The organism is Devosia sp. CN2-171 (genome assembly GCF_049354815.1).
Lineage (GTDB): Bacteria > Pseudomonadota > Alphaproteobacteria > Rhizobiales > Devosiaceae > Devosia_A.
Genome location: NZ_CP186479.1, coordinates 3,044,051 through 3,066,033 on the forward strand (window position 1 = coordinate 3,044,051; position 21,983 = coordinate 3,066,033).

Annotated in this window: 17 protein-coding genes; 7 read left to right on the top strand and 10 right to left on the bottom strand. The window is 64.9% G+C overall.

Annotated elements, in window-relative coordinates; genetic code table 11:
• Positions 1-111 precede the first annotated feature (111 nt).
• Genes mnmG through ACOYW5_RS15120 form a run of 4 tightly spaced genes read left to right on the top strand, consistent with a single transcriptional unit; the run spans position 112 to position 4,327 of the window.
• Positions 112-1,974, top strand: a complete 1,863-nt coding sequence (gene mnmG, locus ACOYW5_RS15105; RefSeq protein ID WP_423065713.1) for a tRNA uridine-5-carboxymethylaminomethyl(34) synthesis enzyme MnmG — start codon at positions 112-114, stop codon at positions 1,972-1,974.
• Positions 1,974-2,618 (top strand): 16S rRNA (guanine(527)-N(7))-methyltransferase RsmG, encoded by a 645-nt coding sequence (rsmG, locus tag ACOYW5_RS15110; RefSeq protein WP_423065714.1) that lies wholly within the window; start codon positions 1,974-1,976, stop codon positions 2,616-2,618. The genes mnmG and rsmG overlap by 1 nt, the downstream gene beginning before the upstream one ends.
• A gap of 24 nt (positions 2,619-2,642) precedes the next feature.
• Positions 2,643-3,443, top strand: a complete 801-nt coding sequence (locus ACOYW5_RS15115; RefSeq protein ID WP_423065715.1) for a ParA family protein — start codon at positions 2,643-2,645, stop codon at positions 3,441-3,443.
• Between the two features lie 11 nt (positions 3,444-3,454).
• Positions 3,455-4,327 (top strand): ParB/RepB/Spo0J family partition protein, encoded by an 873-nt coding sequence (locus tag ACOYW5_RS15120; protein ID WP_423065716.1) that lies wholly within the window; start codon positions 3,455-3,457, stop codon positions 4,325-4,327.
• Between the two features lie 179 nt (positions 4,328-4,506).
• Here the strand turns inward: ACOYW5_RS15120 and holA are convergent, their stop codons facing one another.
• Genes holA through leuS form a run of 3 tightly spaced genes read right to left on the bottom strand, consistent with a single transcriptional unit; the run spans position 4,507 to position 8,643 of the window.
• Positions 4,507-5,526: a DNA polymerase III subunit delta gene (gene holA, locus ACOYW5_RS15125; RefSeq protein WP_423065717.1), complete on the bottom strand. Its 1,020-nt coding sequence runs from the start codon at positions 5,524-5,526 to the stop codon at positions 4,507-4,509.
• Complete coding sequence (gene lptE / locus ACOYW5_RS15130; protein ID WP_423065718.1) at positions 5,526-6,038, bottom strand: LPS assembly lipoprotein LptE; 513 nt, start codon at positions 6,036-6,038, stop codon at positions 5,526-5,528. The genes holA and lptE overlap by 1 nt, the downstream gene beginning before the upstream one ends.
• Positions 6,025-8,643 (bottom strand): leucine--tRNA ligase, encoded by a 2,619-nt coding sequence (leuS, locus tag ACOYW5_RS15135; protein WP_423065719.1) that lies wholly within the window; start codon positions 8,641-8,643, stop codon positions 6,025-6,027. Before leuS ends, lptE begins: the two co-directional genes overlap by 14 nt.
• Positions 8,644-8,744: 101 nt before the next feature.
• On the opposite strand from leuS, the gene ACOYW5_RS15140 reads away from it, so the two are divergent.
• The 3 genes from ACOYW5_RS15140 (at position 8,745) to ACOYW5_RS15150 (ending at position 11,273) form a co-directional block, all read left to right on the top strand.
• Entirely contained in the window at positions 8,745-9,410 is a 666-nt protein-coding gene (locus ACOYW5_RS15140; protein WP_423065720.1) for a YggS family pyridoxal phosphate-dependent enzyme, read from the top strand.
• A 512-nt stretch (positions 9,411-9,922) separates the two neighbouring features.
• Positions 9,923-10,606: a response regulator transcription factor gene (locus tag ACOYW5_RS15145; RefSeq protein WP_423065721.1), complete on the top strand. Its 684-nt coding sequence runs from the start codon at positions 9,923-9,925 to the stop codon at positions 10,604-10,606.
• Positions 10,607-10,817: 211 nt separating this feature from the next.
• The gene (locus ACOYW5_RS15150) at positions 10,818-11,273 is read left to right on the top strand and encodes a cyclic nucleotide-binding domain-containing protein (RefSeq protein ID WP_423065722.1); all 456 of its coding nucleotides are present in this window, start codon (positions 10,818-10,820) and stop codon (positions 11,271-11,273) included.
• Positions 11,274-11,297: 24 nt separating this feature from the next.
• Here ACOYW5_RS15150 and ACOYW5_RS15155 read toward each other — a convergent pair whose 3' ends face one another.
• The 7 genes from ACOYW5_RS15155 to ACOYW5_RS15185 all read right to left on the bottom strand — a co-directional run bounded on the left by ACOYW5_RS15155 (position 11,298) and on the right by ACOYW5_RS15185 (position 21,861).
• Positions 11,298-11,687, bottom strand: a complete 390-nt coding sequence (locus tag ACOYW5_RS15155) for a RidA family protein (RefSeq protein ID WP_423065723.1) — start codon at positions 11,685-11,687, stop codon at positions 11,298-11,300.
• An 8-nt stretch (positions 11,688-11,695) separates the two neighbouring features.
• On the bottom strand, positions 11,696-12,502 hold the full coding sequence (locus ACOYW5_RS15160) for an exodeoxyribonuclease III (protein ID WP_423065724.1): 807 nt from the start codon (positions 12,500-12,502) through the stop codon (positions 11,696-11,698).
• Positions 12,503-12,575: 73 nt separating this feature from the next.
• Positions 12,576-13,220, bottom strand: coding sequence for a LolA family protein (locus ACOYW5_RS15165; protein ID WP_423065725.1), 645 nt, complete (start codon positions 13,218-13,220; stop codon positions 12,576-12,578).
• Positions 13,221-13,333: 113 nt separating this feature from the next.
• Positions 13,334-15,985: a DNA translocase FtsK gene (locus ACOYW5_RS15170; protein ID WP_423065726.1), complete on the bottom strand. Its 2,652-nt coding sequence runs from the start codon at positions 15,983-15,985 to the stop codon at positions 13,334-13,336.
• Positions 15,986-16,092: 107 nt separating this feature from the next.
• Positions 16,093-19,431 carry an error-prone DNA polymerase gene (locus tag ACOYW5_RS15175; protein ID WP_423065727.1) on the bottom strand — a complete coding sequence of 1,113 codons (3,339 nt, stop codon included), beginning with the start codon at positions 19,429-19,431 and terminating at the stop codon, positions 16,093-16,095.
• Positions 19,428-21,143: a Y-family DNA polymerase gene (locus ACOYW5_RS15180; protein WP_423065728.1), complete on the bottom strand. Its 1,716-nt coding sequence runs from the start codon at positions 21,141-21,143 to the stop codon at positions 19,428-19,430. Before ACOYW5_RS15180 ends, ACOYW5_RS15175 begins: the two co-directional genes overlap by 4 nt.
• On the bottom strand, positions 21,028-21,861 hold the full coding sequence (locus tag ACOYW5_RS15185) for an ImuA family protein (protein WP_423065729.1): 834 nt from the start codon (positions 21,859-21,861) through the stop codon (positions 21,028-21,030). Before ACOYW5_RS15185 ends, ACOYW5_RS15180 begins: the two co-directional genes overlap by 116 nt.
• Positions 21,862-21,983 lie beyond the last annotated feature (122 nt).

The window sequence follows — 21,983 nt, forward strand, 5'->3', positions numbered from 1 at the left end:
GGGTAGGCGCCATGAGAGCTGCACCCGCATGGCAGCCCGGCCGCCCCGCCCGGTTGATTCACGTGAAACAGTGGCGTAGACCCCCCTTCCTCATCAAGGAAAGTTGGTTGGATGAGCGATTTCGGCGTCATTGTCGTCGGCGGTGGTCACGCGGGGTCTGAAGCCGCGGCGGCATCCGCACGCCTCGGTGTTCCCACGGCGCTGATCACCCACAAGTTCGCCACCATCGGCGAGATGAGCTGCAATCCGGCCATCGGCGGGCTCGGCAAGGGCCATCTGGTGCGCGAGATCGACGCCATGGACGGGCTGATGGGCAGCGTTGCGGACGCCGCCGGCATCCAGTTTCGTGTCCTCAACCGCCGCAAGGGCCCGGCAGTGCGTGGTCCCCGCGCCCAGGCCGATCGCAAGCTCTACAAGGCGGCGATGCAGGCGGCCATCACCAGGCAGCCCAATCTCACCGTCATCGAAGGCGAGGTTGACGACCTGATCGTCGAGAATGGCCGCATCGCCGGCGCCGTGCTGCTCGACGGGCGCCGGTTCGGCGCCAAGGCGGTCGTGCTTACCACCGGCACGTTTCTGCGCGGCCTCATCCACCGCGGCGAGGAGACCATCCCGGCCGGTCGCGTCGGCGAGAAGCCGGTGCTTGGGCTCTCCACCCGCCTCGAAGCGCTGGGTCTGCAGCTCGGCCGGCTGAAGACCGGGACGCCGGCGCGGCTCGACGCGACCTCCATCGACTTCTCCGGGCTCGAAGAACAGCAGGGCGACGATCCACCGGAACCGTTCTCGGCATTGACGACCACAATCACCACGCCGCAGGTCAGCTGCTTCATCACCCGCACGACGGCCGAGACGCATCGCATCATAGCGGACAATCTTCACCGCTCGGCCATGTATTCCGGCCGCATCAAGAGCCGCGGGCCGCGCTACTGCCCGTCGATCGAGGACAAGATCGTCCGCTTCGCCGATCGGGAGAGCCACCAGATCTTTCTCGAGCCGGAGGGGCTCGATGACCCGACGATCTATCCCAATGGGCTGTCCACCTCGCTGCCGGCAGAGGTCCAGGAGGCGTTCCTCAAGTCCATGCCGGGCCTCGAGAATGTCCGGATCATCCGCCCCGGCTATGCCATTGAGTACGACTACGTCGATCCGCGCGAACTGACCCCGACGCTCGAGCTGAAGCGCCTGCCTGGCCTCTATCTCGCCGGCCAGATCAACGGAACAACGGGCTATGAAGAGGCCGCGGCGCAGGGGCTTTACGCTGGTGCCAATGCCGGCCTCACCACCAGGGGCGATGTTCCGCTGCGCCTGTCGCGCACCGAGAGCTATCTCGGCGTCATGGTCGACGACCTCGTGACTCGCGGCGTTTCCGAGCCTTACCGCATGTTCACTTCGCGCGCAGAGTTCCGGCTGCACCTCAGAAGTGACAATGCCGACCAGCGACTTACGCCGACGGCGGTGGCCGCGGGCCTCGTCGGCGATGAGCGGCGGGAGCGTTTCGAAGAGAAGCGTGCCGCTCTCACGAGCGGGCGGAAGCTGCTCGACACGTTGACGGTCTCTCCGACGACGGCACGGAAGGCTGGTTTGGCGGTGAACGCCGACGGACAGCAGCGAAGCGCTTTCGAGCTGCTCTCCTATCCGGAGATGTCCGCTGAGCAACTGCTGCCCCTCTGGCCCGAGCTGGGCGGTGTGTCGCTGGCGATCATGGAGCAGCTGTCGATCGACGCGCAGTATGCGGTGTATCTCGACCGTCAGCAGGCCGATATCCTCGCGATGAAGCGGGACGAGAGTCGCGACATTCCGGGCTGGCTGGACTATTCGGCGCTGCCGGGCCTGTCGATGGAGCTGCGCCAGAAGCTTTCGGAGCGGCGTCCCGCCACAATTGCGCAGGCCCAGGCGATTGACGGGGTCACTCCAGCGGCGATCACACTGCTCCTGTCTGTGATCCGTCGGGGCAGCTTGCGCCAGGCGGTTTGATGGACGCAATCGACCGGCTTTCGGAGCATTTTCATCGGCCCGCCACCCTGGTGCGCACCGATCTGGAATCGTTTGCCACGCTGCTGCGCAAATGGAACGCTGTGCAGAATCTTGTTTCACGTGAAACAGAGTCGGCGCTGTGGGACCGGCACATCGTCGATTCCGTCCAGATTCTGCCGCTGCTTCGCCGCTCCGATGAACGCTTTCTGGACATCGGTTCAGGTGGCGGACTGCCGGCGATTCCGCTGGCCATTGCGCTAAAGGGTGGCCCGGCGAAGTTCCAGCTGGTCGAGCCGATCACCAAGAAGGTCGCCTTCCTGCGCCAGGCCATCCGCGAATTCGGCCTCGCGGCACAGGTGCATGCCGGCCGCAGCGACGATTTTGATTCACGTGAAACATCGCCGGTCGAGTTTGACGTGATCACCTCCCGCGCCCTCGCGGCGCTGCCGATGCTGCTGGGACTTATCCACCCCTTCTTTGGCCCGGAAACCCGCGCAATCCTGCACAAGGGGCGAGACTACGCGCGCGAACTCGAAGAAAGCCGTTTGGCCTGGGACTTTGACGTGGTATTAACCGACAGCGCCACGGAAATGGGCGCCGTATTGCTGCAGATCAGCAATTTGCGAATAAAACCAGTTAGTTAGCGGCAATGCTCGGAGGCCGTAGCCTTGGCTCCTCGTATCCTGACCCTTGCCAACCAGAAGGGCGGAGTCGGTAAGACCACCACCGCCATCAACCTTGCGACCGCCCTCGCCGCCATCGGCGAGCGCGTGCTGATCGTTGATCTCGATCCACAAGGCAATGCGTCCACCGGGCTCGGTATCAGCCGTCTCGGGCGCGACGTATCGAGTTATGACCTGCTGATGGGCGATGCCCGGGTGGCTGAAGCCGCCGTGATGACGAGTGTGCCCAACGTCGCGATCGTGCCCTCGACGCTCGACCTGCTCGGCGTCGAGTTGACAATCGCGCAGCAGGCCGATCGCGCCTTCCGGCTGCGCGACGCCTTCAAGGCCATGCATGAGCTGACCATCAATGGCCAGCATGTCAGCTACGTGCTGATCGATTGCCCGCCCTCGCTTAACCTGTTGACGATCAACGCACTTGTGGCTGCCGATGCGGTGTTGGTGCCGCTGCAGTGCGAGTTTTTTGCACTCGAGGGCATGAGCCAGCTGCTGCAGACGATCGAGCAGATCCGCTCGACGCTCAACCCACGGCTCAGCATCCAGGGCGTAGTGATGACCATGTTCGATCGGCGCAACAATCTCAGCGAGCAGGTGCTGCAGGACGTGCGATCGGAGATGGGATCGCTGGTTTACGATACTGTGATACCGCGCAATGTCCGGCTCTCCGAAGCGCCATCCTACGGCAAGCCGGCACTGCTCTACGACCTCAAATGCGCAGGCAGCCAAGCGTATCTCCGCCTTGCCACCGAGGTGATCCGGCGCGAGCGGCAGCTCGTAGCGGCATGAAGGAACTTGCAATGAACGAGAAACCCTCCCGGCTCGGGCGCGGCCTCGCAGCGCTGATCGGCGATATGGCGACCATGGAGGGCGCGCGGCTAGCCGATAGCGGCAGCGGGAAGCGCCTGCCGGTCGATTTCCTCATCGCCAACCGGGCCAATCCGCGCCGGGAGTTCGATGCCGAACAGCTCGAGGAGCTGACGAACTCGGTGCGCGAGAAGGGCGTGATGCAGCCCTTGCTCGTCCGGCCGACCACCGATCCGAACATGTTCGAGATCATCGCCGGCGAGCGCCGCTGGCGTGCCGCGCAGCGCGCCGGCCTCTCCGATGTTCCGGTGGTCGTGCGCGAAGTCGACGACAAAGAAGCGCTCGAACTCGCGATCATCGAGAACGTCCAGCGCGTCGACCTCAATCCGCTCGAAGAAGCAATGGGTTACGGCCAGCTGATCGAGCAGTTCGATTACACGCAGAACGACCTCGCCCAGGTCATTGGCAAGTCGCGCTCGCATGTCGCCAACACGTTGCGGCTGCTAAAGCTGCCGGAGGACGTGCGCGGAATGATGGCGCGCGGCGAGCTAACGGCCGGTCACGCCCGCACGCTGATCACCGCCGAGGATCCGACGGCCCTCGCCCGCCGCATCGTCGGTGGCGGCCTTTCGGTGCGCGAAGCTGAGGTGCTGACCCAGCGCGAGCTCGCGTCGCCGAAGAAGAAGGCCGCACCGGCGCCGCAGAAGGACGCCGACACCGCGGCGCTCGAGAAGCGCCTGTCGGACGTGCTCGGCCTCCACGTCGCCATCGACCACAAGGAGCAGGGCGGCCGCCTCGAAATCCGCTACCGCACGCTCGAACAGCTCGACGGCATCTGCATGAAGCTTACTGGTTACGGGGTCTAGTCGCCTAACTGGCAGAAGGTCACGGCCTATCGATGCACCTTGTGTGGAACTTCAGGTCCAGGTCCGCCTGAGTTCTGGCTCAGTCCCGCTTCAGAATCCGTTCATGAGCGTTCAGAATCCGGTCGCAGTCAGGGCAGCTGGCCTGCCCTATTACATCGTGCTCCACGTGAAACATTCGGCTAACGCTCTGCAGCCATTGTACAAATCGCCAGAAGCGCCCGGCGGCTGACCACATCCTGCAGTCCGTAGCGCTTCCGGCTGTCGGCCACCGCGAGCTGCAGACGCTCGAGCGCTGCGGAGAGCGCTTCGTCGGTCCAAAGCCGCAATTGCCGCTCCAGCGACGAGCGCCGCGAAAAGTGCGGGCGGGGTCTGGCATTGTCGAGCACGGCGCCAGCCGACTTGCCGGCGTCGGACTCGCTGCGCCAGCGCCGGAGCGTTGCGAAGTGGTTCAGCGCGCTGGCAAGGATTTGCTGGGTGTTGACGCTTTGCGCCAGGGCCCGCTCCAGCGCCGTGTCGAGTTCGGCGGCATGGCCGCTGGCTGTGGCGTCGATGATCTGGTCGAGGACGAGGGCGGCGTTGTCGGCGCAGAGCAGGAGGACATCCTCCCGTGTCAGCACCTTGCTGTCGGCCGCATAGAGCAGCAGCTTTTCGAGCTCGCGCCGGGTGATTTCGCGGTCGTTGCCGAGCGTATCGCGCAGCGCCGCCACTGTATCCTGGTCGGCGCGGATGCCGGCCTTGGAGAAGGTCTCGGCAATCAGCCGGCCAAGTGATTCGTCGGTATCGGGGTAGCAGGGCAGGGCGCGGCCGAGCTTTGTCGTCTCGACCAAGGCGCGCAGGGGATCCTTGGGCGTCAGATTGCCCGCCTCGAGGATGATCACCGAGCCGGGATCGTCGCGCAGCTCGGTCAGCGGCATGACCAAGGACTTGCCGGCGCCACGGACGCGAATCACCCGGCGATCGCCGAACAGCGAGGTGGTCTTGGCCTCCACGGCGAGGCGCGAGGGATCGGCATCGAGTTCGGCGCAATCGAGCACGACGAGATTCATGCTGTCGGCGTCGTTGCCGGCGAAGCGCCGGGCGAGACGCTGGGCGGTCTCGCGCACCAATCCGGCGTCAGGGCCGTAGGCGAGGATGATACCGGCCTCGAGATCGGGGCGGTCGACGAAGCGCTGCACTTCGTGCGCCTTGAGCGCAACCATCAGGCGCCCGACTGGCTCAGCGTGCCCAAAAGGGTCAGGCGAATGGTCTCGGCGAGCGCGCGCGCCGCCTGCTCATAGGCGGACTTCTCGGCCTCGGAGGCCGCGAGTGCTTGGCTGTCGGTCATATAGGGCGCGGCGGCGGTGCGAGTGGTCTTGAGGAGCGGCTGGCCATCGGCGCCGGTTACCTCGATCACAGCGGTCACCGTGGCCTGCCGGGCCTCGGAGGGGCGCAGCACATCAGATTTGGTGAGACGGTCGTCATCGCCGGTCGTGGTGATCTTCACCACCGGCCGCGATGGATCGGCCGAGCGGCCGAAGCGGAGCACCAGTTCCTGGTAAATCACCTGCTCGAGCCGATTGGTCGGCTCGGCATAGCGGAAGGCCTGCTTCTCGGTCGCGAGGGTCCGTTCACCGTAAACAGGGGTCAGCCCGGAGCAGCCGGCAAGCGCCAGGGCGCCGGAAAGTCCCAGTGCGATCAGGCCACTACGGAGACTGCGGTTAGGCGACCACATTGATGATCCTGTCCGGAACGATCACGACCTTCTTGGGCGGCTTGCCGTCCAGCATGCGGGCAACCGCGTCGATAGACAAGGCCTCGCGCTCGACGAGGTCGTTTGGCGACCCCTTGGGCACGGTGATCTCGCCGCGGCGCTTGCCGTTGACCTGCACCGGGATGATGACGTCGGAATCGACCAGCAGCGCCGGATCGGCCGCGGGCCAGCCGGCGTCGCAGATCATGCCGGACTTGCCCAGCGCGGCCCAGCAGGCCTCGGCGAGGTGCGGCATCATCGGCGCGACGAGCTGGATCAGGCGCTCGATACCCTCATGCAGGGCGCCGATGCGGCCCGGCGTCGGGTTGGCGGCGGTAGCGGCGATGAACTTGGCGAGCCCGTTGCTCAGCTCGTAGATCTGGGCTACAGCGCGATTGAAGCGCAGCCCTTCGATCTCGGTGCCGACATTGGCGACGGTGCGGTGGACGAGCCGCCGGATGGTCGCCGTCTCATCGTCCGACATATCGGGCGCGCCGGCGGGATTGCCGAAAAGGTCCAGCGCATCGCCGACCAGCTTCCAGACGCGCTGCAGAAAGCGCGACGAGCCTTCGATGCCCGCTTCCGTCCACTGCACGTCGCGCTCCGGCGGTGAGTCCGACAGCATGAACCAGCGGGCCGTATCGGCGCCGTAGGTGCGGACGATCTCGTCCGGGTCGACGACGTTCTTCTTCGATTTGCTCATCTTTTCGATGGAGCCAATCTCGATGGCGGCGCCGGTCGTCGCATGCACGGCCGTGCGGTTATCGCCGCCGGAAATGGTGATGTCGGCCGGCGAGACCCATTCGCCACTCGCGTCGCGATAGGTCTCGTGCACCACCATGCCCTGGGTGAAGAGGCCCTTGAACGGCTCTTCGATGTTGAGGTGCCCCGTCTTCTTCATCGCTCGCGTGAAGAAGCGCGAATAGAGCAGGTGCAGGATCGCATGCTCGACGCCGCCGATGTACTGATCGACCGGCAGCAGCGAGTTGGCAACGCCCGGAATGGTCGGGGTCTCGGCATGCGGCGCGGTAAAGCGGGCAAAATACCAGGAGCTGTCGACGAACGTGTCCATCGTGTCGGTCTCGCGCGTCGCGGCGCCACCGCATTTGGGGCAGGCGACGTGCTTCCAGGTCGGATGGTGGTCGAGCGGATTGCCGGGTCGATCGAAGGTCACGTCCTCGGGCAGCACCACCGGCAGGTCCTTGTCGGGAACCGGCACGGTGCCGCAGTTCTCGCAGTGGATCACCGGGATCGGGCAGCCCCAGTAGCGCTGACGGCTGACGCCCCAGTCGCGCAGGCGATAGTTGACCTCAACCGTGCCCTGCGGCCGGTTGTCGAGGGCGCGGGCGCCAAAATACTCGGCGATCTTCTTCTTGGCGGCGTCGATCTCGAGCCCGTCGAGGAAGTCCGAGTGATAGATGCGGCCCGGGCCGTTGTAGGCCTCGGCCTCCACCTCGAACTCGCCGGCGTCGGCGCCTTCCGGCAGCACCACCGGGATCACCGGCAGGCCGTACCGACGGGCGAAGTCGAGGTCGCGCTGGTCATGCGCCGGGCAGCCGAAAATGGCGCCGGTGCCGTAGTCCATCAGCACGAAGTTCGCGACATAGACGGGCAGCGTGGCGCCGGGCTTGACGGGATGTTTCACGTGCAAGCCGGTGAAAACACCCAGCTTTTCGGCCTTGTCGATGGCTTCGGTAGCCGTTCCCTGGCGGTGCGTCTCGGCGATGAAAGCGGCGATCGCCGGCTGCTCAGACAGGGCCTTCGCCAGCGGATGGTCGGCAGAAATGGCAATGAAGCTCGCGCCGAAGATGGTGTCCGGGCGGGTGGTGAAGACCTCGATCGAGGTGCAATCGTCCTTCGGGGTGTCGAGCTCGAACAGCAGCCGCAGGCCTTCGGACTTGCCGATCCAGTTGCGCTGCATGGTGCGCACCTTCTCCGGCCAGTGGTCGAGCGTATCGAGCGCCTCCAGCAGGTCCTCGGCATAGTCGGAGACCTTGAAGGCCCACTGGTTGAGTTCGCGCTGCTCAACGACCGCTCCCGAGCGCCAGCCCCGGCCATCGACCACCTGCTCGTTGGCGAGCACGGTCATGTCGACGGGATCCCAGTTCACCTTGGATTTGCGGCGGGTAACGAGGCCCTCGCGCAGCATGTCGAGGAAGAGCTTCTGCTGCTTGGAATAATACTCGACGTCGCAGGTGGCGAACTCGCGCGTCCAGTCGATGCCCAGCCCGATCGATTTCAGCTGGTCGCGCATGGTGGCGATGTTGGCGTAGGTCCAGGCCTTGGGGTGGACCTTGTTCTGCATGGCGGCATTCTCGGCCGGCAGGCCGAAGGCGTCCCAGCCCATCGGGTGCAGCACGGCAAAGCCCTTGGCACGCTTGTAGCGCGCCAGCACGTCGCCCATGGTATAGTTGCGCACGTGCCCCATGTGGATGCGGCCGGACGGATAGGGGAACATCTCGAGCACGTAGTAGGGCTCGCGCGTGTCGCCGGGTTCGAGCACGAAGGAACGCGCCTCGTCCCAGGCCTTCTGCCACCGCGGCTCTTCGACACGCGGATTGTAGCGCTCGCTCGTTCTACCAGTCACTTCGGACACGTCCTCAAAGTCGCAGTTTGCGTTGCGTTCACAGGGGTTTTTGGCTACCGGACCTTCATCAGAATTCCGTTAACCGGTCAACAGAGAGCGCCATGCCGACCGCTGCCGAGCGCCTGGAGAATATCATCGACCGGATCGAGACGGCACGCCGCCGTTTTGGTCCACCGCCGGACCGTGTGCAGCTGGTCGCGGTCTCGAAGACGTTCGATGCCGCAGCAATCCGGCCGTTTCTTGACGCCGGGCAGCGCGTCTTCGGTGAGAACCGGGTGCAGGAAGCGCAGAGCAAGTGGCCTGAGCTGCGGGTCTCCTATGACGGCATAGAACTGCATCTAATCGGGCCGTTGCAGACCAACAAGGCCCGCGAAGCGGTAGCGCTGTTCGATGTGATCCAGACTGTCGATCGCGACAAGCTCGCCGGCGTGCTCCGCGCCGAGATGGGCCGGGCCGGCCGGCAGCTGCCGGTGTTCGTGCAGGTCAATATCGGCCGCGAGGAGCAAAAGGCAGGCATAGCGCCGCTCGAGGCGGTGGAATTCGTGGCGCGCTGTCGGAGCGTCCACGGGCTCGATGTCGTCGGCCTCATGTGCATCCCGCCGGAGGGCGATCCGGCCGGACCCTATTTTGCCCATCTCGCCGCGCTGGCACGCGACGCGAAGGTGGAGAAGCTGTCCATGGGGATGAGCAACGATTTCGAAACCGCCATCGCCATGGGCGCAACGCATGTCCGCGTCGGCAGTGCGTTGTTCGGGGCACGGGGCTAATTCCGCGCGGGTGCTATGGTGGCATAGCAGCCCGCTGCGGGGCTGAGTAGTTGGCCGACATCGTGCCCACAACGCAGGGCAGACCCATGTGCTCGAACACCTCCCGGTGCGGGAGGCCCAACCCACGAACCTCCAGCAGCAGTCGTCCCAGCGCAGGCTGAGACCCAAGCTCAGCGGGTGCGAGCTGAGAGAGATGGATCCCTGCCTTTGCAGGGATGACGCCGAGGTTGGTCGGACCTGCAGTGAACGTCGGCTCTCATACATGGCAGGACGCCGGTCGCCAGCGACCACCAACATACTAGTGACCTAGTTCCATTGTCCTTGCCGCAAGGCCTCGCCTGTCAGCGTCCTGTCAGCTTTCGGCGTCTATCGAATTTAGGCGGACCCAGGTGAAACTTTGACGTGTCAAATCACGTTTCTAGTCGTGTAGCGATGTAACGCCGTTTTGATTGGCCGGGCGTGCGGGCCCAGCATAACTCAGGAATACAGGGCCGATGGCTTGGGGTAACACGATGAATAGACGGCGTATTCTGATCGTTGATGACGATGGCGACCTGCGCAAGACTCTCGTCGATCAGCTGAACCCCTACCGCGAGTTCGACCTCGTCGAAGCAGAAACGGCCGCAGATGCGCTGGGCAAGGTGCGTGGCGCCCATATCGACCTGATGCTGCTCGATGTCGGCCTGCCCGACATGGATGGGCGCGAGGCGGTGAAAATCCTCCGCCGCGAGGGCTTCAAGAGCCCGATCATCATGCTGACCGCGCAGGACAGCGACGCCGACGAGATCCTCGGGCTCGAATCCGGCGCCAACGACTATGTGACCAAGCCCTTTCGCTTCTCGGTGCTGCTGGCCCGCATCCGTGCCTCGCTGCGCCAACACGACCAGAGCGAGGACGTGGTTTTCACCATCGGGCCCTACAGCTTCCAGCCGGCGGCCAAGATGCTCGAATCGCCGGATGGTCAGAAGGTGCGGCTGACCGACAAGGAAACCTCGATCCTGAAATATCTCTACCGGCAGGGTCCCAAAACCATCACCCGCGAGATTCTGCTGAAGGAAGTGTGGGGGTACAACAACCGCGTCACCACCCACACGCTCGAGACGCACATCTACCGCCTGCGCCAGAAAATCGAGCGCGATCCGTCCAACGCCCGGCTCCTCGTTACCGAAGAGGGCGGCTATCGGCTGGTGCCGTAAGGCGCAGCCGCCTGGCCGGGACGCGGGGTCCCTCCCTCCCTGCGTCCCTGCCGGTTTTTCCCCCACCCGGTGCATAACCCGGCGGCTTTCCACCAGCTGGGGCAAAATCGGTTCCTGACATCGGGAAGAAATGCTCTATATCGGGGGCTGCGGCACGACCGGGCGCCATCTGGCGCTCGCGACTGAAGCGCGGTGCGGGAATAAGGGCGGGATGCAACTCGACGACGCTGCGACCATATTGGGACGTGCGGATTTCTTCGAAATCTGCGACGCCGAGCAGAGGCGTCTGCTTGCGTTTGCGTCCGAGCGCAAGAAGTTCCGGCCCAACTCGGTGATCTACTCCGCCGGCGACATGCCAGAGGGCGCGCATGTGCTCGTCTCGGGCACGGTGTCGAGTACCCAGGAGGGGGCCGAGAACAACCCGTTCCTGATCCATGATGTCGGCTCCGTCCTCGGCGCGATGGGCCTCGTGATTGCCAAGCCGCGGCCCGTGACGATCAAGGCGATCGATGCGGTCGAAACGCTGTTCGTGCCGCGCACGGCGTTCATGAAGCTTGCCAACCAGTATCCTGACCTCGCCGGCCGGGCGGCGGACCGCATCCGCCGCGAGCTGACCGGCTATCTCGGCGCCATCGAAGAGGCGCGGGGCCGGTTCAGGAAGGGCTGAGGCCGGCCGGACGTTCCACGTGAATCACTCGTCGACAACGGCTTCGGCTTCGATCTCCACCAGCCAATCCGGATCGACGAAGGCGCTGACCTGCATCAGCGTTGTCACCGGCCGGATGGTGCTGAAGACCTCGGCATGGGCGCGGGCGGCGTCCTTCCAGAGCGAAATGTCGGTGAGGATGATGCGGGTGCGGGTCACGTCCTCGAGCCGGGCGCCGGCGTCGTTCAGCGCCTTGGCGACGATCTCGAGGCAGCGCCTGGTCTGGCCGTAGGCGTCGCCAATCGCCGCCGTACCGCCTTCGGCCTTGATCGGGGCAGTGCCGCCGACCACGACGGTGCTGCCGACGCGGACGGCGCGGGAGAACCCGATCACCGGTTCAAGATAGGAGCCGGAGCTGACGAGCTGGCGGGACATTTCAGGCCTCACGAAAAACGGGCGATGACGGGAACGTGGTCGGACGGTTGCGTGGTCCAGCCGCGGGCGGCGCGGATGATCTCGGCGCCGGACGTGTGCGCGGCGATGTCCGCGGTAGCCCAGATGTGGTCGAGGCGACGGCCCTTGTCGGCAGCGTCCCAGTCCTTGGCGCGATAGCTCCACCACGAATAGAGCTTTTGGTCGGCCGGGAAGTACTTCCTGACCACATCGACCCAGCCATGCCCGCCGGTCAGCAGCTCGTTAAGCGCTTCGGTCTCTATTGGGGTATGGCTGACGACCTTCAGCAGCTGCTTGTGGCTCCACACGTCATGCTCGAGCGGAGCGATGTTGAAGTCGCCGCAGATCAGCTGGCCCTCTTGGAAATGGTCCTCGCCGAACCAGCTCTTCAGCTCGGAGAGGAAGCCGAGCTTGTGTTTGAATTTCGGGTTGATCTCTACGTCGGCCTCGTCACCGCCGGCCGGGATGTAGAAATTATGGACAGTCAGCGGGCCCCTGCCGAAATCGACCAGCGCCGAGACATGCCGGCTCTCCTCGATTTCGCAGAAAACGCGTGAGGAGATGTCGGTCAGCGGGAATTTCGAGACGATGGCGACGCCGTGGTAGCCCTTCTGGCCGTGCACAGCCTGGTAGGGATAGCCGGCAGCGGTGAATTCCTTCTTCGGAAACTGGTCGTTGAGGCACTTGATCTCCTGCAGGCAGAGGATATCCGGCCGGTACTGACTCAGGAAATCCAGCACCATCGGCAGCCGCAGGCGGACCGAGTTGATGTTCCAAGTGGCAAAGGTGGTCGGCATGAAAAGGAAGCGCCCCGGTTAAGGTGGCGCTTCTTATGCAGAGCGGCACGGCGAGCGTAAAGCCGGAAAGCTCCTAACTCTCCTTCGGTGCGGTCACCGGACGGAAGGTGGGGTCGATATAGAAATACGACTTTGGGATCTCGACGTCCTTGTCGACGTCATAGAGCGAGAAAGTCAGCTCGGAACCCGAGGGTTCGGTGAGCGTCCACTGCTTCAAATCCTTGCTCTCGGTATCGAACACCAGCGCCACCCGCACGACGCCGGCCGGCGTGTCGTCCTGCAGGGTCAGCGACAGATAGTCGTCCGACTGCGCGATGGCGACGATGTTGGCCTTGAACAAGTCGATCTTGCTATCGAGGAACTGGCGCAGCGGTACCTTGTCCTGCGGATAGGCGTACTGGGTCTTCTCCTTGCGATCGACGACATAAAAGCCGCGGCCGACCGAGACGATCTGCTCGTAGGAGGGGGGATTGTAGCGGAACAGGATCTTGCCCGGGCGCTCTAGGAAGAACGTGCCCTCGATGCGGCTGCCTTGCGTATCGAGCTGCAGGAAACGGCCGACCATGGTCTTGATCGCGGAGTTATGCTCGTTGATCTCGGTGATCAGCTGCTTTTCGGCATCGGTCAGCACGCGCGGTTCGGCGGCGCCCTGCTCCTGGGCAAGGGCCGGGAAGGCGGCGACAAGGGCGGCGAAGGCGAGAAAGCTGCGGCGGATCATCGTGGGCTTCTATCCTTGGTGCTCCGGAAATCGGAGCATGCCTCTAGATAGCAATTGCGGCAACAGCGGGAAGGTTCCCTGGGAGGCGCTGCAAGGAGCGCCTCCGCTGAGGTTCAGTATCCGTCGGCGTTGTTGCCGACGAGGATTTCGCGCTTGCCGGCGTGGTTGGGGGCGGAGATGACGCCCTCCTTCTCCATGCGCTCGATCAGCGTCGCGGCCTTGTTGTAGCCGACGGCGAGGCGGCGCTGGATGTAGGAGGTCGAGACCTTCTTGTCGGTCAGCACGACGTTGACGGCCTTGTCGTAGAGCTCGTCGCCCGAGCCGCCGAAGTCGTCGCCGCCACCGGCCATGCCGTCCTCGCCCATCTCGTCTTCGTCGCTGACGATGGCTTCGAGGTAGTCCGGGGCGCCCTGGGACTTCAGGTGGTTGACGATGGCCTCGACTTCGCCGTCGGCGACGAACGGGCCGTGCAGACGCCGGATGCGGCCGCCGCCGGCCATGTAGAGCATGTCGCCATTACCGAGCAGCTGCTCGGCACCCTGCTCGCCCAGAATGGTGCGGCTATCGATCTTGGATGTCACCATGAAGGAGATACGGGTCGGGAAGTTGGCCTTGATGGTGCCGGTGATAACGTCGACCGACGGACGCTGGGTGGCGGTGATGACGTGGATGCCGGCGGCGCGGGCCATCTGCGCGAGGCGCTGGACCGAGCCTTCGATCTCCTTGCCGGCGACCATCATCAGGTCGGCCATTTCGTCGATGATGATGACGATGAAGGGTAGCGGCTCGAGGTTGAACTCCTCGCTCTCGTACTGCGCCTCGCCGGTCTCGCGATCGAAGCCGGTCTGCACGGTGCGGGTGATGACCTCGCCCCTGGCTGCGGCCTCGCCGACGCGCTGGTTGAAGCCGTCGATGTTGCGCACGCCGATCTTGCTCATCTTGCGATAGCGGTCCTCCATCTCGCGGACGGCCCATTTTAGGGCGACCACGGCCTTGGAGGGATCAGTGACGACCGGCGTCAGCAGATGCGGGATGCCGTCATAGATCGACAGTTCCAGCATCTTTGGATCGATCATGATCAGGCGGCACTGCTCGGGCGTCATCTGGTAGAGCAGCGAGAGAATGAAGGTGTTGATGCCAACCGACTTGCCCGAGCCGGTGGTGCCGGCGATGAGCAAATGCGGCATGCGGGCGAGATCGGCGATGATAGGCTCGCCGCCGATGGTCTTGCCGAGGCAGATCGGGAGCTTGCCCTTCATCTTCTCGAAGTCGGACGAAGCCAGCATTTCGCGCAGGTAAACCGTTTCGCGCTGCTCGTTGGGCAGCTCGATTCCGATGGCATTACGGCCGGGAACCACGGCGACGCGGGCCGAAATCGCGCTCATCGAGCGGGCGATGTCGTCGGCGAGCGAGATGACGCGGCTCGACTTGATGCCGGGCGCGGGCTCGAGTTCGTAGAGGGTGACGACGGGGCCGGGGCGGACGTTGATGATGTCGCCTTTCACGCCGAAATCGGCGAGGACCGACTCGAGCTTGCGCGCCATGGCTTCGAGGCGTTCGGGCGCATGCTCGGGGCTCGGGCCCTTGTGTTTGGGCGGGCTGAGCAGGCTCAGCGCGGGCAGTTCGAACCCGGCGGGCTCATCGAGGAGCGAGCCTTGGGCTTCACGGGCGGCGCGCATGCCCTGCTGCGGACGGGGTGCCGGAGCGGCAACGCGTGGCGAGAGAACCGGCGCGGCCTGGTGTCCGGCAGGAGCGTGGGATAGGGGGCCGGGGTTGCGGTTGGCCATGGGGCCACGCAGCGGGGTCTGCATTTCCCAGCGCGGCGGGTTGGAGAGATCGTCCTCGGCCTCGTCCGGATAGTCGTCGAAGGGCGGCTCGTCATGCGCGGCGACGATCGAGCGCCGCTCACCCGAAAGCTGCGGTTCGACGTGGACGGATGGCACGTTCGGGGCGCGGCCATGGAGGCTCGGCTCGACCGCTTCGCCACGCCAGGCCTCGGCCTCACGTTCGGCGGCACGGCGCTCGGCGAGCTTGATGCCGGCGCGCTTCATGGCCGAGCGGGCGGAAAAGCCCATGTGGACGGCGTAGCCGAGGATGATGTCGAAGAACGAGTCGCGGTCGGGCTCATCCTCATCGGTGGCTGCGGCCGACTTGGCGGAGGTCTTGGCATTTGCCTTGCCCTTGGGAAGGTCGGGCAATGCGACCTTGCCGAGGCCCATGGCGATCCAGAACAGCGCGAGGGTCGGGGCAGCGATGATGATGGCGAAGAGGACGGCGGTCACCGGCTGCGGAGATTCGCCGGTGGCAAAGGTCGCGAGATTGGTGAAGCTCTGGCCGACGAGGCCGCCGAGTCCGGTCGGGAGCGGCCAGCTCTCGGGTGCGGCGACGAAGGCGGCAAGGCCGCAGCTGAGGATGGTGGCAGCGACCCAGGCCGGAACGCGCAGCGCCATACGCGACGGTGCACGCTGGCGCAGCAGCGCCCAGCCCCAGAGGGCAGGCGGTACCAGCAGCGTCAGGACGCCGAGGCCGAAAAGCTGGAACGAGATGTCGGCGATGACGGCGCCGGGGAAACCGAGCCAGTTCTTCGCCGGCTCGCCCGAGGCATAGGAAAAGCTCGGGTCATCTACCGACCAGGTGGCGAGTGAGACCAGAGTGATCGCCACCAGCCCCAGCACGATCGCGCCGATCAGGCGGAGCGGGATGCGAATCGCAATGACAGGGGCAGAATTTCGGCGGGCGTCTTCGATGAGGTGCTGTGCCGGCATCGTCTGGGTACACTCTACAAAAGTAACGCTGGACGGCGCGCAGACGGCACGCCGATCAAGCCAGATGCTAGGCGGTTAGGGTTAATCCGGTGCTAACCCATGCGGGGTCAGTGGAAATTCCGTCCGCTGGGCAGGGCGGCACGTGCTTGCTGGCGCAGGCGCTCGTCGCGGCGGAGCTGGGCCGCATCGCGGCCTGGCTGTGGTCCGGTGCGGCCTTCGTCGCCACGCGCAAGCACGGCATCGCCGATATCGAGGCCCTGGGCCAGGTCGAGGAGGCGCGGGGTCAGGTCGTAGAAGGTGTGGGCGACGATGTGGACGACGAGCCCCTCGCGCTGCAGCTTGCCGCGGACGGCCATGGCGCGCGAGCCGAGCACGACCTTGCGATTGGCGGCAAAGGTCTTGGGCCAGATGATGATGTTGGCGATGCCGGTTTCATCCTCGAGGGTGGAAAAGATCACCCCGCTCGCCGTACCCGGCTGCTGGCGGACGAGGACGAGGCCGGCGGCTTCCACCCAAACCCCGTCGCGCTGGTCGACAAGGTCGGCGCAGCGGATGGTGCGGCGGCGGTCGAGCTCGTGGCGCATGAAGCCGAGCGGGTGGCCCTTCAGCGACAGGGTCAGGGTGCGGTAGTCGTACACCACCGACTCGCCTTCGGGCATCAGCGGCAGGTTGCCCTGGGCATCGTCGGCCTGGCTGGGACGCTGGCCGGTGGAAAAGAGCGGCAGGCGCTCGGCGCCTGCCGTGCCGCGAAGGCCACGCACCGTCCACAGTGCCTCGCGGCGGGATAGTCCCATGGACTGGAAGGCATCAGCTTCGGCGAGTTTCTCGAGAGTTTCGACCGGTACGCCGGTCTTCAGCCACAGGTCGCGGATCGAGGCGTAGCCGGCGCCGCGACGGGCGACGATCAGGTTAGCATGGGCTTCCTTGATGCCGGAAATCTGCCGGAGCCCGAGCCGGATGGATTGCGTCGACCAGATGTCGTCCCGCATCTCGGCATGTTGCTTGGCGATGCGCTGGTTGCCAGGGAATCCCTCTTCGAGGACATGCCCATAGTCGGAGCGGTTTACGTCGACCGAGCGCACCTCGACGCCGTGCTCGATGGCATCGCGGATGATCTGGGCCGGGGCATAAAAGCCCATGGGCTGGCTGTTGAGCAGGGCGCAGGCGAAGACGTCGGGGTAGTGGCACTTCATCCAGCACGAGGCATAGACGAGCAGCGCGAAGGAGGCGGCATGGCTCTCGGGGAAGCCGTATTCGCCAAACCCCTGGATCTGGGCGAAGCAGCGCTTGGCAAACTCATCGCTGAAGCCGTTGGCCTTCATCCCGGCGATGAACTCGTCCGAGAACTGAGCCAGCCTGCCGGTTCGCCGCCAAGCGGCCATGGCGCGTCGGAGCTGGTCGGCCTTGCCTGGCGAAAACCCGGCGCCCTCGATGGCCATCTGCATCGCCTGCTCCTGGAACAGGGGTATGCCAAGCGTTCGCTCAAGAACCGGTCCCAGCCTGGGACCCATATTCTCGACCTTCTCTAACCCCTGCCGGCGCCGCAGATAGGGATGAACCATGCCACCCTGGATCGGTCCCGGCCGGACGATCGCCACCTCGATGACCAGGTCGTAGAATTTTCTCGGCTGAAGCCTTGGCAGCATCGACATCTGCGCCCGGCTCTCGATCTGGAACACGCCGATCGTGTCGGCCCGATGGGTCATCCGATAGACCGGTGCCTTGATCACCTCGTGCTCTTCTTCTGCCATGAGCTCGGCAAGGGTAACGTCGCGACCATAGTGCTGATGCAGCAGTTCGAACGAGCGGCGGAGGCAGGTCAGCATGCCCAAGGCGAGGATATCGACCTTGAGGATGCCAAGCGCGTCTATGTCGTCCTTGTCCCATTCGACGATGGTGCGGCTCTCCATCGCGGTCTTCGAGATGGGGACGAGGCTTTCGAGCGAATCGCGGGTGATGACGAAGCCGCCGACATGCTGGCTGAGGTGGCGCGGAAAGCTTTTCAATGCTGCGACGACGTTGAACATCTGGGTGAGCGTCGGGTCATCGGGATCGAGCCCGACCATCCGAACTCCATCCTGGTTGGCGGCGTTACCCCAGCCCCAGTGCAACTGGTTGATGGCGGCGATGGTATCGTCCGAGAGACCGAATGCCTTGGCGGTCTCGCGCACGGCGCTTTTCGACCGGTAGGAGATTACCGTGGCGGTGAGGCCGGTGCGTTCACCGCCATACTTGCGATAGACATACTGCATCACCTCCTCGCGCCGCTCGTGCTCGAAATCGACGTCGATATCGGGCGGTTCGTCGCGCTCGGTGGAGATGAAGCGACCGAAGACGAGGTTGGCCTTGGCCGGATCGACCTCGGTGACGCCCAGGACATAGCAGACGGCCGAGTTGGCGGCCGAACCACGCCCTTGGCAGAGGATTTTCAGCTCGTGTCGGGCATAGCGGACGATGTCCTGTACCGTCAGGAAATACGAGGCATAGCCTTTATAGGCGATGAGGCAGAGCTCCTTCCACAACGAGACCTTGAGTTTTTCGGGGATGCCCTTGGGGTAGCGCCAATGCGCACCTGCCCAGGTCAGACGCTCCAGCGTTTCCTGCGCCGTTTCGCCATTGCCGATGGTTTCGGTGGGGTAGTTGTATTTCAGCTGGTCGAGCGTGAAGCCGATGCGATCGAGCAGCACCTGGGTCTGGGCGACGGCATCTGGATGTTCGGCGAAGAGCCGTGCCATTTCCGCAGGCGGTTTCAGATGACGCTCGGCGTTCTGCTCGAGCTTCCGGCCGGCAGTCTCGAGTGTCAGGTGCTCGCGGATGCAGGTGACGACGTCCTGGACGATGCGGCGGCCGGGCTCGTGGTAGAGCACGTCGTTGACGGCGAGCATGGGGATACCGGCTTCGGCGGCAGTATGGGCGAGGCGGTTGAGCCGCGCCCGGTCATTGCCCTTGAAGGTGGCGGCAGCAGCGAGCCACACATTTCCGGGCGCAAAGGCGGCCAATTGCTGCAGATAGGCCACGGATATCTGCCAGCGGGTTTCGTCGAACTGGAAGACGAATAGCTGGCCTTCGGCGAACTCCTTGAGGTCGGCGAAATGGAGGATCGGGTTACCCTTCTCGCTCTCCTCGCGGAGGTTGGCGCGCGACAGCAAACGGCAGAGCCGGCCATAGGCCTCGCGGTCCGACGGATAGGCGAGGATATCCGGCGCGCCGTCGGCAAAGACGAGGCGCACGCCGACGACATAGCGGAAGCCGGGATGCTGCTCCTTGAGGTCACGGTGCGCAACATAGCCGCGGACGACGCCGGCAAAGCTGTTGCGATCGGCGATGCCGATGCCATTGAGGCCCATAGCCATGGCGGCCGAGACCAATTCCTCCGGGTGCGAGCCCGAGCGGAGGAAGGAGAAATTGGAGGTCACCATCAGTTCGGCATAGTTGGGTGGGCTCATGCGAAGAACCCGTGCAGGTACCAGCGCGGTGGTGCTTTGGCGCCATAGAGGCCGATGCGGAACACCCAGAAGCGGCGGCCACCATCGTCCTCGATGACGTAGTAATCGCGCACGGTCGTTTCGGCGCTGAAGGTTTCGAGCTTCGAAACATGCTCATCGAGCCGCGGGGCGATGACTTTCTTCTTGGTCTTGTCGGGGGGCGGCGCCTCCGGTTTGTCCGGATCGGGAGGGGGCAGGAGGAACGCGAGGTTCTGGCCGGTGCGCCACCACTCGGCTTCGATCCGTTCCGGCCCGGAAGCCTTCAGCACGCGATAGGAGACACGGCGCCAGACCATGCGCATTGGCGGGCCATGCGGCACCTCTGCGATCACCTCGATCGGCTCGGGGGCCGGCAACAGGCGGATGGGGCGGCGGAGCTCGGTATTGGGGGCTGCCGCCGGATCATCGGCGGTGCGGGCGACGATCGGCTCGAGCACGACGGCACGCTCGGGGATGTGGGTATTCTGGTACTTGCTGCGCAGCACCGAGAGTGGGCCGAGCCGGCTGGTCATGCGGTCGAAGAGCCGGTTCAGGTCCTCGGCGCCATCCTCGGTTTCGAAGGCGCCGATCTGGGTGCTGGAGACATCGGAGAGGGAGCTCGCGGCGAGCCGGATCATGTCGATACCGAAGCCGGCATCGTATTCGCCTTCGAGCCGCTCGGAGCGATGGACGAAGAGCTGGGCGATATGGTTGGCATCGCGGGTGGCGCGGGCAGCATTGACCGACAGGGTCATCACCTTGTGGTCGACCCGGTAGAGCAGGAGGTGGAAGGTCTGGGCGCCGAGCTGTTCCGTCTCGAGCCGGAGCGCCAGCCGCGTCGCGAGATCGTGCGTCGTCATCAGCACATCGTCCATGTAGCCGATAGGTTCGGCGAAGCGCCGCTCGGTGTGATATTCGGCGATGGGGAGGCGCGGGACGAGGCGCTCCTCGATCCGGCCCAGCGCCTGGTCGAGGCGGATGAGCAGCGATGATCCGAAGCGGGCCTGCAAGGCTCGGCGGTCTCGGCTATAGAGCTGGCCGATGGTCTTCAGTCCCATCTGGTTGAGGCCGGATATCTGCGCTTCATCGAGCCGCAGCGCCCCGACCGGCAAATGGGCGAGTGCATCCTCGAGCGTGCCGGACGGCAGGATCCCGGGGGAAAAATGCGCTGCCGCCCAAGCCGCGCCTATAGTGTCGGCAATGGCGCCGATGACGGTATAGCCGAGGACGCGCAGGCGCCCGAGCAACTGGGCCAGCATCTTCTCCTCGCCGCCGAACAGATGGTCGACGCCGGTAATGTCCATCACCAGATCGCCGAAGGGGGCGATGTTGGGAAGCACGGCCACGATCGGGCTGGCATTGGAGTGCCAGTCGGCGAAATCGGCAAAGACATGCGTAATGAAGCTGTGGTCGATCTCGCGCAGTTCGAGTTCAGGCACGAGGGCGCGGGCATCGGAGAGGTTCTGGCCGACGCTCAGCCCGGCCCTGCTCGCGGCCGCATCGATGGCGGCGAGGCGCATGGCGCCCTGCTGCTTCTCCCATAGGGCGAGCGGTCGCCGTGAGGTCCCGAGGCTCGGGTCAGCTCGCTTCAGACAGTCGGTCGCCCAGAGCGGGAGTGAAAGCGCGAGGAAGCGGCGCGGTGCGATGAGGCCGAGTTGCCGGTCGCTTCCAGGGCTCGAAAGGTACGAAGCCATTTTCAGTCCAGTCCACGATCATCCGCTTGCCTTCGGCGCGCTGGGTCTTGTTGCCCAGCCGCCGCTTTTCGATCTCGATCTCGAAACGCGGCGGCCCGGGCGATTGCGGATCGAACTGCTCTTCGGCGCTGAGGTGAGGCGAAACGCGCCAGCGCAGCTTTGCCGAGCTCGCCTCGCGCTCCCGGCCATAGCGGAGGATGAAGACCGAGGTGCCAGCCGCTGCGGCGCGGAGGCTCAGCCGGCGCGAGACGGTGAAATCGAGCGCCTTGGGGTGACCCATGATGTCGGTGACGATGCCGGCGACCGCTCGGCAGGCGATCGCCTCCTCGATGGCCCAGAACAGCTCATTGAGGGTTTCGATGCGGCCGATGACGACTTGGGACGGATCTATGCCAAAACCCTGGAGCCCGATGCCATAGGGGAGACCCAGATCCTGCGCTTCGGAGGCGAGCTGCAGGTAGATGAGGGCCTGGCGATTGCCGCGCAGCAAGCCGCGTGCCAGTCCCAGGGCAAAGCCCAGCGTGCTGCCGCCGTTGCGCTGCTCGTCGGCAAAAACCTCGTGCAGCACACCGGCGGGTGGCGAAAGCAGCGCTGCATCGCCCTCGATAGGCTCACGCTGGCCGAGTTCGGTCACCGCGTCTCCAACGAGGAGCGGCCGGTTTTCGAGAGCGGCAATCTTGGCGCGAAGCGCTTCGAGGTCGGGTCTGGCGAGGCCCACGGGAGCCTCCTGGCTGTTCCGATTGAGAACAAATAGAGAACACCAGAGTCTGGCCGGGAGTCAAGCAAACGAATCCGCGAGGCGATGGCCTCAGCCCTTTCGCGATGGGTCAGCAGCCCTTA

Coding starts and splice junctions, on each gene's coding strand:
- ACOYW5_RS15140 (WP_423065720.1), top strand. CDS start 8,745: ATGCCGACCGCTGCCGAGCGCCTGGAGAATATCATCGACCGGATCGAG.
- mnmG (WP_423065713.1), top strand. CDS start 112: ATGAGCGATTTCGGCGTCATTGTCGTCGGCGGTGGTCACGCGGGGTCT.
- ACOYW5_RS15175 (WP_423065727.1), bottom strand. CDS start 19,431: ATGAGCCCACCCAACTATGCCGAACTGATGGTGACCTCCAATTTCTCC.
- ACOYW5_RS15120 (WP_423065716.1), top strand. CDS start 3,455: ATGAACGAGAAACCCTCCCGGCTCGGGCGCGGCCTCGCAGCGCTGATC.
- ACOYW5_RS15165 (WP_423065725.1), bottom strand. CDS start 13,220: ATGATCCGCCGCAGCTTTCTCGCCTTCGCCGCCCTTGTCGCCGCCTTC.
- rsmG (WP_423065714.1), top strand. CDS start 1,974: ATGGACGCAATCGACCGGCTTTCGGAGCATTTTCATCGGCCCGCCACC.
- holA (WP_423065717.1), bottom strand. CDS start 5,526: ATGGTTGCGCTCAAGGCGCACGAAGTGCAGCGCTTCGTCGACCGCCCC.
- ACOYW5_RS15155 (WP_423065723.1), bottom strand. CDS start 11,687: ATGTCCCGCCAGCTCGTCAGCTCCGGCTCCTATCTTGAACCGGTGATC.
- ACOYW5_RS15150 (WP_423065722.1), top strand. CDS start 10,818: ATGCAACTCGACGACGCTGCGACCATATTGGGACGTGCGGATTTCTTC.
- ACOYW5_RS15145 (WP_423065721.1), top strand. CDS start 9,923: ATGAATAGACGGCGTATTCTGATCGTTGATGACGATGGCGACCTGCGC.
- ACOYW5_RS15170 (WP_423065726.1), bottom strand. CDS start 15,985: ATGCCGGCACAGCACCTCATCGAAGACGCCCGCCGAAATTCTGCCCCT.
- lptE (WP_423065718.1), bottom strand. CDS start 6,038: ATGTGGTCGCCTAACCGCAGTCTCCGTAGTGGCCTGATCGCACTGGGA.
- ACOYW5_RS15180 (WP_423065728.1), bottom strand. CDS start 21,143: ATGGCTTCGTACCTTTCGAGCCCTGGAAGCGACCGGCAACTCGGCCTC.
- ACOYW5_RS15160 (WP_423065724.1), bottom strand. CDS start 12,502: ATGCCGACCACCTTTGCCACTTGGAACATCAACTCGGTCCGCCTGCGG.